This is a genomic window from Neorhizobium vignae (genome assembly GCF_000732195.1).
GTDB classification, from domain to species: Bacteria; Pseudomonadota; Alphaproteobacteria; order Rhizobiales; family Rhizobiaceae; genus Neorhizobium; species Neorhizobium vignae.
In genome coordinates this window covers 1-11392 of record NZ_JNNU01000043.1, presented here as the reverse complement: position 1 = coordinate 11392, position 11392 = coordinate 1, and the positions used below count along the sequence as shown (strand labels likewise).

Below are 11392 nucleotides of genomic sequence, written 5' to 3'. Positions count from 1 at the left end.
AGCTGGCAATGAAAGGCTTGCGATCAGATCGAGAAACGTAATGTTTCTGCATGCCCCTGCGGCTGTGAACAAAATAGTTGATCGCTGCGGGAACAGCAAAATGCTACTTCGATGAAAGAGCCGCAATAGTCGCCTCGCACGACTCCCTGAACCGTCTGCTCGACCCTTCAGGCCCACTTGTCTGGACGCTGACGCGAGCGCCTTCAAGCAGAAGGGATAACGTGTCCGCAAGCAGCTCTGGGTTCGACGAACCTGCTGCCTCGCATACCGCCGCGAGTCGGTTGCGCTGGGAGTTCTTGAATTCCTGAACAACCGCGTGGGCCGGGTGATCGCTGTCACGCAGCTCGACGGCAGCGTTCGCCAGATCGCAACCACCGGGTTCCTGCTCCAGACGTTCCACCTGGAAGTCGACCCATCGCTTCAATTGCGCGGCAGCGTCTCCTGAGAACTCTCTCTCCAGCTCGTCCCAGATCGCCCCCGCCCGTTGCGTCACTTGGCGCAGAGTCGCGCAAAGAAGCTCGTCCTTTGAACCGAATTTTCGGTAGAGCGTCATCTTGTTCGTCTGCGCCGCCTCCGCAATGGCGTCAACGCCAATCCCTCGAATCCCGAATTTTCGAAAAAGGTCCGCCGCTGAAGACACGATGCGCTCACGGGGAGGAATGGCCGCCGGTGAAGAAAGATCGGCGGCTTTATCTGGAAATTCCGAACTTGACATGGGTGTGACCGGTCGGTAACGTTTATCTGTTACTTACCGGTAACACCCCTCAGTAGCTCAGTCAAGGATCGCGAGAGGATTGGAAATGGCACGGCATGACGATCTGACGCTCAACGAAATCCTCTCTGACCCAATGATCCTATTGTTGGCTCGCGCGGACGGATGGTCGAAGGCTGAGTTTCGAGACGAGATGATCTGGGCATCGCAAGAACTTAAGCGTGTGCCCGGCGACCTCGATGTCCTGGTAGCCCGACCTTCGCGGCGAAAAGGCCCTCCCCTTGAGGCAGCGTGCTGCGCCCTTTAGCTCCCTTTTAGCGCAGCTCTGAACTCACGTCCGGATTTGCCAACGTTCCCATATTGAAAATCTCGAATTGTAAGATAGCCCGTTGTCGGATTTGATATCATGGACCTCCTTGGCTGTCTCCTGTCGGAATAAGGATTGCCACACGAGCGTGGGATCAATACTTTTTAAAGCGTGGCGTGGTGCTAATCGCGCGGAAACCAAAGTTCAGCAAGCACAAGATCGATAAACCACCAATGGAAAACCTTTGTCTAAGTCAACTTTTAGTCTTGCCATCGGATCACTAGACGTGATGCGGAAAATGGCCGAAGCAGCGTCCGCGTTCTAAATGTAAAACGCTGGCCCGCCGCCGTATGCGTGTCATTCCGTCCAGACACATGGGCGACCGCATATCTGCTTACCATCCACTTCCGCCCTTGGGTAAAGGGCGAATTTCCAGGTTGCTGGGAATGCCTGAGCCGACGGGCGACTCGGAGTCAAGTTGGTTGCGTCGACATAACGCTCTCTTCCGAGGCTGCGGCTGTGACGCTCTCATTGCCGCAGATGGACCCTAAGGGAGCTCCAGGTACTTCGAGGACGATTTCTTGACCTCGCTCTTTCCAGACGCGCCGGATGACGGGCCGTAGCTGTGACGGTCCAAAAAGGGCAGCCTTTTGCCCACCGTAGGCCTTGCAGATGGTGACGGAGCGTTCCTGGGCCAGGCGGGCAGGTCAGGCCGCTCGACGAGGCAGATTTGGGGACGGTACACTATGCCACTCGTATGCCTGATTAATCACCCCGCCGGGGAGGGTGTGTTTGCAGACACGCCTTTAATGGCGCTAATTTGATCGCATTTGCTAGGGGTCGATGAACGGCCCGTCCAGAGATGGCAATATCTGCGGAAAGCAGCCCATTCTCGCAGGGCCGATCATCGTCCCAACCAGGGTGGTTAACTACCGGATAGAGGCAAATTCCCTCGAGCGGCACACCGGACTGCATTGCAAGCTCCGCTTGGCCGGAAACATATTCGAACCAGGATGCCCTTCGCTCCGCTTCGATGCCTGTCTCGGCAATTAGAATGGGCTTGCCATATCGCGCATAAGTCTCAACCAGGATCTTGCTGAGTGGCTTATACATTGGATGGTCGATGTCGATCGGGGATCCACCGTGGATCCATTGGTTGTTGAAGTAGTAGTTGACGCCGACGATGTCGAGGTAGCGCTCTTCACCTCCAATTTGCGGCCACATCCGACCGGAAATCAGATCCCAGCCCTGGAACTGCGATTGGTGATGTCCCTTCGCGACGCCGTCTTCCCACGGGCGCGACGGATCGGAGATGACGTTGATGATGGGATCGCAATGAACGAAGCGGGCGCGCGCATCGACCGACAGAATTGCGTCCATGGCGGCGATAGCGGCGCGTGCGAGCTGTACCTTCAACTCGAAGCCGCGTCCGTTGGCAAACGGGTTGAGATAAGCAGCATCGCCTCCAGCCCACGAGAAAAACGAGATCTCGTTGACGGGACAATAAAACGGGATAACATCGCTTTCCTGGCGGACAATTCGGGCGCAGGCGGCGGCGTAGCGGGAAAACCGATCGACGAAACGCGGCGACCAGATGTCGAGATTATCGGGCCAGCCATAATGTAGGAGATCCCAGATGACCTGGGTTTCCGTTTCTTTAGCGGCCTGCAACATCGGCCGAATGCTTGCCCAGTCATACTCGCCTGCCTTGTCGATCAAATGCCAGCGGAAGCCGTCGCGGACTGTACGGATGCCGAAGTGCGCCAGTTGACGATAGTCCTGTGCGGTATGGCGGTCATGGCCAATTGCGGAAATCATGTCCAGTCGCCGACCTTCGGGCTCGCCAACCCTTGGCCGCAGCCGATGGGTAGAGCATTCGAATCCTCCCTGCAGGAAAGACCTGAACAATCCGGTGGGTGCTGCCGCCCTTCTCTCACGGAGCACGTCGGTGAACAGCTGCTCCCATTGCGGCGTCACGACTTCGGCGGAATAGTTCGCTTCGACCTTTTGCCGCAATGCGGACCCAAGAGCACGGCGGCGGTACGGATCGGCGATGAGAAGACGCATCTGCGCGGCGACGGCTGCGGGTTCGCCAAAAGGAACGAACAGACCCGATATTCCGGCTTCGATCTGCTGCATTGCGCCGTTATCAGGTGTGGCAATGACGGGCAGGCAGGCCGCACCTGCTTCCGCGATAACATGCGGCATTCCTTCGCCGTGCGAAAGCCAGGCGAAGATATCGAACGCTGACAAAAGACCGGGGATGTCTTCCCGGTCGCCAAGGAACTGAAGCACACTACAGAGTCCCCGTCTGGCCGCCAACGCTTTCATCTCGCGAGCGTATTCCGGCAGGAAGGCATCCGGCCCGCCGACGATGACGAACCGGGCGCGCTCCTCCGCGATGGTGACTATCGCGGCGGCCTCGATGAAATCTTCAACGTTCTTCTTGGGATCGAGCCTCCCGATCCAGCCGATCAGAATGTCTTCGTCAGCCATACCAAGACGCGCGCGCATCCCGTCCCGCTGCACGGGATCGTAGGCGGAAAGATCGACCATCGACGGTATTTCGAGAGCGAACTGTTCGCGCCCCGGCATCCGGGAGGCGGCGGCGTCTCGGATCGAGCGGCAGACGCCGACGTAGCGGCTGGTGAAATGTTTGGGTCCTGACTGTGCTTCTGACACAAGCCCGCCGTGTTCGATGAGTGGCGGGCGAAGATGGAGGCGATCTAGCGCCGGATAGATATCGGCGACATTCTGGCAGGAGACCACGATGTCATAACCGGGGATTTTGTTGGCCAGATAGCTGACCGTATCCTCGAACGACAATTCATAGGGCTTGGTATCGACGTCTACGCCGAGCGAACGAAGCTGCGCGTGGGTCTGTTCCGGCATGCCGGGCTTTCTAAAGCAGGCAACGACATTGATGCGGTAGCGCCTCCGGTCCAGGCTCTTGGCCAGCAACCGCACTTCTGTTTCCTCTCCACCTATGACCAACCAGGCGAAGACGAACAGGATCTGGATAGGTGCTAGATCTCCGCTCACTTGCCCACCTCGAATACGATCTGCAGGAATTCCGGCCGCTTTTGGATCAGGTCGGTCAGGAACGCCGGCGCCTCGTCCATCGGAATGACATGCGTGATCATGTGTTCGCGGATGGACGCACCTTCGACTGCCAGGAGATCCACCGTGGCATGGGCCAGCCTGCGCCGATCCCAGAGGGGTGCCAGCCCGCGAGGCACGCGGTTGATCTGCGCGCAGCGGATATTTAGTCCGTTGTGATGGAATTCCTCACCGAGCCGCAGTTGATCCGCGCCACCTTGGTAGAAGGCGAGGTCGATGACGGTGCCCTGTGGCCGCATGGCCTTTAGCGCCGTGTGCAAACTGCCGGGATGCGCCCGCGTCTGGAATACCAGATCTGCCCCGCGTCCCATCATGCCGTCATGCCACCGCGCCTTGGCATGTTGCCACGCTTGGTCCTCCGTCATGGCGGTGAGGCCCATCGCCTGCGCCTTTTTGCGGCGGAAGTCGGAGGGGTCGGTGATGATGACGTCGGAAGCACCGAGCGATCGGGCAAAGAGCGCCGTCATCAGTCCGACAGTGCCGGCACCGATGACGATGATGGGGCGGCCGTTCACACCGGCGCCAAGAGCCGGTACGTGCGCCCCGAACACCTCGGCATCGGCATGCAGGATGCCGTTTGCGGCGATCGGTCCCATCTGGGCGACGAAGACGCCCAGCAATGGATCGAGTGTGGATGGCAACGGGATAAGCAGGTCGTGAAACGGGTCTGCTGTATGACCAGTCTTGTGAGCATAGGCTGAAGCAACGACTTGGCCATTGGAGAAACCGGCCACCAGCGACTCCGCCACCTGCGCGACTTCCATATATCCGAGGAACGGAACGGGGTAATGCAGATCCGGCTCGTCCTGTCGGAACACACCGAGCGTGCCGTCGAAACGCGAACGGAAATAGGGGTTGGTGTGCTTGAGGAACGTCAGCTCGGTGCCGGCAGACAGGCCCGTATAGAGCGTGTCGAGCCGAACCTGACCGTCCGCTGGCGGCCCTTCATCGTACTCAAAGAAATAAGCACGGCCTGGCGCTTCGACGCCAAGAGAACGCACCTTGCGATGACCCGGCGGGAGGCGTTGCGGCGATTCGGACCGGGGCTGAAACCGCAGCGGGCCGAGTTCCTTTCGCAACACCCCTGGCGCCTCAAGGTGCACCGGCTCTCCGATCCGGGCGGAAGACATAACTGCGAGAGCGAGTCGCTGCGTGGCAAGTGCCTCGCTATAGGGGCTGCGGATGCGGTTCTCGCCGCCGCGTACAGCGTCGATGAAGTCGCGGTCCTCGCGCCATACGGGATCCCCTTCAGCACCACGAACAGGTCGGCCTTGACCTATATCCACCATGATGTCCCGGTCGGTCAACTCGATGGCCAACCGATCCGCGAAGATGTGCAGCCCGACGCGGTGGTTCCAGCCGAGCAGGCACGTGGAGGCAATGTTGGCGATGACGCCCGTTTCGAAAGTAAGGTTTGCTGTGGTGACCGTCGGCACGTCGAGGCCGGGAAATTCCGGCCTTTCCTTGTGTCCGACGCGTCCGTAGACCTCCGTAACCTCGCCGACCAGGAAACGGACAAGGTCGAGGAGGTGGATTGCCTGCTCCACCATCTGGCCACCGGACTTGTCCTCTCTCCACCACCACTGTGGCGGCGGGGTCGAATCCAGCCAGTAGCCGGAGAGAAGCTGGGCGGGGTTTTTGGCAAGCAGGCCTCGTGCTTCGTCGACAATGTCGAGATACCGCCAATGGTATCCGACACCGGTGATGAGGCTTTTGCTTGTTATGGCTGCAGCGATTTCTTCGGCGGTCGCGAGGTCGAGCGAAACCGGTTTCTCGACAAAGAACGGGATCCCGCGTTCGATTAGATCGCGCTCGGGCTCGCCATGGGCAAAGGGGGGGATGCAGACATAGACGGCGTCGGGCTTGAGGGAATCCAGCATCTCGCGGTGATGTGGGAAAGACCTTGCTCCGAAGCGCATCGCCGCACGGTCGGCCCGGCCGAGATCGGGGTCTGCGAAACCCACGAGTTCGGCGTCGTCGAAGCCGGCCAGAATGTCCAGGTGCCGCTGGGCGATGCCGCCGGCACCGATAAAGGCCAGACGCGTCTTTTGCATGGAAGTGTCCTTTTGCATATGCTTGACCAGCCCACCGAGATATCGGTCGTAGATCGCGCCGGTTTCCGCAGCCATCCGGTAGGCAGAAAACGTCGCTTGGAATCGTTGACGACCCGCCTCGCCAGCGGCCGCAAGGCGGCGGGGCTCGGCGAGCGCCGCGATAATGGTGGCGGCGAGAGAGGCCGAGGCACCCGGTTCTGCGAAAAAGGCATGATCTTCGCCCAATGCTTCGACGGTCCCGCCGATCCGGGTTGCGACCACGGGAATGCCGAGCGACATGGCTTCGAGAACAGCGAGGGGCAGGCCCTCGAAGCGCGATGGCAGCACGAAGATGTCCGCGATGCGCATGATCTCAGCAACATCCCTCCTGTGGCCGAGGAAGTGCACATGGCCGCCGAGATCCAGGTCGGTGGTCAGCCTTTCGATATTCTTCTGCGTCTCACCCGAGCCTACGAGCAGAAGCGCCAAAGCAGGATATACATTGAGGACAGCTGGCAGAGCCTGCAGGAGAGTGGCGTGATCCTTCTGCTCGGCGAAGCGAGCGACAGTCAGCAGGACGAATTGGCCTTCCAACCCCATCTCCCGCTTCAGGTCGGTTGATCGGCCCGTGAACTGGAAGGGAAAGATGCCGTTCACCACCGCTGTCAAGCGCCCCCTGGCGACATGGTTCCGGTAGCTTTGCAGTGATGCATTGGAAACGACAATATGGTGGGAAACCCTCTGGGTCTGAAGGTGGTAAGCTTTCTGTTGCTCAGGGTCCGTTAGGAGATAGGGAAGGTGTTCGGTCCTAATGGTCGGGATGCACTCAGCCGTTCCGGCTTGTGCAAGTTCATGTCCCTCCCACCCGATTCCCGCATGCACGTGGAGAAGGTCGATTCTCCGTTTCGTCAACCATCGTCGAAATTCGCCATGGTCGTCAGCGAGCTTGATGCCAAGCCCATATCGTGCGGCGCGCGGCAGCAAGCCTGCCCGGTCCTCGCAAATCAGTGACAACGTGACGTCCCATCGCTCGGTCAAACCGCGGCCAAGCGCCAGCATGTGCTCTCCCATTCCCGATGGGTCGAGACTGTCGGTGGCAAGGAGAATGTGCGGCTTGTCAGTCACGATGGACATCGGCCATTGCTCCGCCGACGTCGTGCTGCCTTTGCAAGCGTCTATAGGTCGAGAGTGCCTGCCCAACCACCTGGTCCATGTTGTAATATTTGTATGTGCCAAGCCGTCCAACGAACGTCACGTCGTTCTGCTTACGTGCGAGAGCTTCATATTGCTTGTAAAGCGCTTGGTTTTCCGCACGGGGAATGGGGTAATATGGGTCCCCTTCAGCACAGGCAAATTCATAACTGATGCTGGTCCTGGGGTGTACCTGGCCGGTTAGGTGCTTATACTCGGTGATCCGGGTATAGGGCACCTCTTCCGAGGGGTAATTGACGACGCCGACAGGCAACAGCCGTCTCGCGTCATGTGTCTCGTGCCGGAACTCCAGGCTGCGATATGGCAGCCGGCCGAAACGATAATCGAAATACTCATCGATAGGGCCAGTGAAAATCGTGTGCGGGCTAAGACCCGCCCCCCGGAGATCGGCGTAGTCTGTTCCAACCATGACGGTAATGTTCTCATGATCCAGCATGCGCTCGAACAAGCGCGTATATCCATCGAGCGGCATGGCCTGGAATGTGTCCAGGAAGTAGCGGTCGTCTAGGTTGGTACGGGTCGGGACGCGTGCCGTCACAGACCGGTCAAGATCAGACGGATCGAGACCCCATTGCTTGCGAGTATAACCCTCGAAGAACGTCCGGTAGAGCTCGGAGCCCACCTGCGAGATAACGACGTCCCTCGACGTGAGGATGGGATCACAGGGTTCCGCGCGACCTGCTAGAAAGAGGGCGGCGGCAGCCTCGCTTGCAAGATCAATTCCGTAGAGCCCGTTCAGCGTCGTACGGTTGATCGGAACGGGTAGACGCAGCTCGCCGATCTGGGCGAGTACCCGATGCTCGTAGGGCCGCCAATCCGTGAAACGGGAAAGATAGGCAAAAACATCTTTGCTATTGGTATGAAAGATGTGGGGGCCATATTTATGAACGAGGATGCCAGCCTCGTTATAGTGATCATATGCATTGCCGGCGATGTGGGGGCGCCTATCGCAAACAAGGACTTTCTTGTTCCCGTCTTCGGCCAGGCGTTCGGCAATGACCGAACCGGCAAATCCGGCACCAACGATCAGGTAATCGTAGGTTTCCGGCTTAGCGCGAAGGGGGCTGCGTGGACTAAATCTGTCCGGAGCGGCAAGGGGGGCGATTTCTCGAGCGACCGCGCGATCGACCAGAAGCGACATGGCGTTAAAGGTGGCGTCCCACGACGATCGTGCAAGAACCTCGTCTACGCCGCGCAGCCAGCCGTCACCGGACCGCGAGAGCGAGAGCGCGGCATTGCAGGCGTCAAGGAAATCCTCGAGGCCGTTCGCCAGGAACACGCCGGGCACGTCGCAATAACCGCGCACCACATCGGTGATGCGCGTTCCGACTACTGGACGGCCTGATGCCAGATACTCCGGCGTCTTAGTCGGGCTGATGAAACGCGTGGCGTCGTTCAGCGCGAACGGCATGAGTGCGACATCCCAGCCACAAATGTAGGCCGGGAGATCGCCATAGGCCTTCTGTCCGAGATAATGGATATTGTGCGCGCGCGGCAGGTCGTCAGGCGAAATTTTCAGCACGGGGCCGACGAACACGAATGAAAGGTCTGGGCGCGCCGCCGCTAGGGAGCGGACCAGGCCAAGATCGAGCCTCTCGTCGATCACGCCGTAGTAACCGAGACGTGGGTGAGGAATGGCCTTCTGATCTGAGGGGTCGGACAAGCGGCCGCGGGCCGCGCTGAAGTGATGGGTATCGACGCTCGAAGGAAAAGGATGGATATTGTCATGCTGGTCTTTTTTGGCCTCATAGAGGCTGATACCGCCTGTGAACACCACATCCGCCCGCTCAATCAGCGCCTGCTCGGCCGCCTTCAGATGCGGGGGAGCGAGTTTGAAATTCGCCAGTTCGTCCATGCAATCGTAGATTATGGCGGATGCATCGACGCGCTTGGCAAAGCTGAACATGAGCGGCGTATAAAACCAGAGGATCGGTCGCTTGCTTCCATGCAGGTCGAGCAGGTCGTCCAGCAGGCGGGCAAGCGCAATTTCGCGCTCCGCTAAGCTCCACCAATGCGGAACGCGAGGACGGATCGCCTTGACACTGGTTCCCTCAAACGTATGGAATTCCAGATAGGCAAGGTGGTGGTCTGTCGGGATAAACTCCTCGAAGAAGAAGACACGTCGTTGCTGCGAAAAGCGCTGCATCAGGTGCTGCGGTCTTTGCAGTACGAAATCCCATCTCAAGTGGGAAAAACAGATCATGGGAGAGTTGGTGGGTGAGATGACATCTGGCGATTGCAGAAACGAACTCAGCAGATTCATCAAACACCTCGCAATGACCGAACCCCAACCGGCTAGCTGGCCCAAGGTTCCCTGTGCATGGCGGAATTTTATAATGGTCTAATTTTATCGATGAGGCGTTTGAGCTTCTGGACGCTATGCGGCCAGGTCCAGTTCGCGAGGACGACCTCCCTTGGATGAAAGGTGTCGAGCTGGCCCAGCATGTCCTCAATGCCCTGGTGAAAGTCCTCGGCAGAAGCCGTGCGGCCCGTCTGCGGAGTAATGTATTGCAGTCCGCAGCTCAACTTACTGTTGGCAAGAACGGGAATGCCGGCGAGCATATACTCCGTCAGGATGGCCGGCGCGCCGTCGTTGATCCCACAGACGACCCCTATCCGGGCCTGATTCATAAGCCGATTGACTTCGGCAAACGGCACGCCCGGCGGACTGACGAAGTCGATACTCAAACCGAGCTTATTGGCCTGATGATACAACAGGTCGATCATCTCCCCGTACCCGCAGACGCAGAGTGTACGAAGCGAACGCGGTAGCTTGCAGAGAGCGCTGAATAAAATATCGTGCCGTTTGTAAGGTTGAGCGGCTGCTACATAGATCACGTCGTAGATCTTCGGCAATCCCAGCGGTCTGAACGTCTGCGCGGATGCAAATTCCGGTCCGATCGGCATGATCGCGATCGGTATATCGGCATGCCGCGAACGCACCTCCTCCGACTGCCACTCGGCGCCGGTCAGGACAAGATCGAAATGACGGCTGACCGCGAAGGGGATTCGAAGTGCCGGCGCATCGATCGAGTTGTAGATCTTGAAGCTGCTGCGGCACGCCGACAGGACATCTTCGCCGACACCAAGGCCCCACACACACAGGATCGACGGTGGACCGAAGGCTTCGATATGACCGAGCATGTCGTTCGAATCGAAGGGAGCATCGGGCCCGTTCATCCGGAAGGCACGGCGTGTAAGGAACGGATTGCCGGTCGTCCAATCCGGTGGTGGCATGTCGCCGCGCCAATGCGTCCAAACTTCCGCGCAATTTACGAGGCCACTTCGGAGCGCAGCAAGCGGAAGCCGTTCTATATACCCCCCATCGACCTTTATGGCTTGCCGCGGCGGCGACGGGCTGGGAGAATTTCCACGCGAGCCGGAAATCCATTGATCGGCAAACCATGCGGCAGAGGGGACTTCACGGGTGCTCCAATCGCCATCCTGGAAGTCACTGATGACGACGATACGGCGCAGCCCGGAAGCGCTTGGCTCTGCCTGTGTCTCGGCCTCACCCGAGTGACTGTCTGAGGTCGCGGAATTGCCCTTGTACGTCTCATGCGGGTTATAGTTCAGGTCGAAATCCTCCTGCGGCCTGTTGCCTCTCTGCTCACGGAACGGTTGAGTCCGAATCGGTGATGACGGTTGGTTGGGGGTCTCAATTCCGCTTGGCTTGCGTTCGGTCAGGAGCGAGCAAGTTGCACCTGGCATCATTCGGGAATGAAAGTTTCACCCTCCCCCGATCTTGCCTGCATCGAAAATCTGCTCGCGAGACGCTAACAAGAAGATCGGAAAACCGTTCCAGTCGCTATCAGGCAAGGTGTTGAAAAAACTCGCCGGGAACGGTTCCCTGCGGGAATGGTTTTGGCTTCGCAGTCCGCATCCTGGGGCCGATGGAGAAGTTCTTGGCCGTTATTGCCACCGCCGCATGGTCGATACCAAAGCCAGTCGCCGATCGATTTCCGGCCGATGGAAGTGGACTCGAGCGGATGATGTCCCGAGAGGTGG

General features: G+C 58.9%; 6 protein-coding genes. All 6 read right to left on the bottom strand.

The annotated features are described in order from the left end of the window. Window positions 1-103 precede the first annotated feature (103 nt). Complete coding sequence (locus GQ59_RS30045; RefSeq protein ID WP_037088518.1) at window positions 104-715, bottom strand: TetR/AcrR family transcriptional regulator; 612 nt, start codon at window positions 713-715, stop codon at window positions 104-106. Between the two features lie 1069 nt (window positions 716-1784). Next, a complete protein-coding gene (locus GQ59_RS30035; protein WP_037088514.1) occupies window positions 1785-4061 on the bottom strand; it encodes a glycosyltransferase family 4 protein in 2277 nt (758 codons plus the stop codon). Continuing rightward, on the bottom strand, window positions 4058-7297 hold the full coding sequence (locus GQ59_RS30030) for a glycosyltransferase (protein ID WP_432762619.1): 3240 nt from the start codon (window positions 7295-7297) through the stop codon (window positions 4058-4060). Before GQ59_RS30030 ends, GQ59_RS30035 begins: the two co-directional genes overlap by 4 nt. Further along, the gene (gene glf, locus GQ59_RS30025) at window positions 7290-9647 is read right to left on the bottom strand and encodes a UDP-galactopyranose mutase (RefSeq protein WP_037088510.1); all 2358 of its coding nucleotides are present in this window, start codon (window positions 9645-9647) and stop codon (window positions 7290-7292) included. Before glf ends, GQ59_RS30030 begins: the two co-directional genes overlap by 8 nt. A 68-nt stretch (window positions 9648-9715) precedes the next feature. Beyond that, window positions 9716-11098 (bottom strand): glycosyltransferase, encoded by a 1383-nt coding sequence (locus GQ59_RS30020; protein WP_432762618.1) that lies wholly within the window; start codon window positions 11096-11098, stop codon window positions 9716-9718. Between the two features lie 97 nt (window positions 11099-11195). After that, window positions 11196-11392 (bottom strand): hypothetical protein (locus GQ59_RS32910; RefSeq protein ID WP_207642200.1); only part of this gene is annotated, 197 nt, incomplete at its 5' end.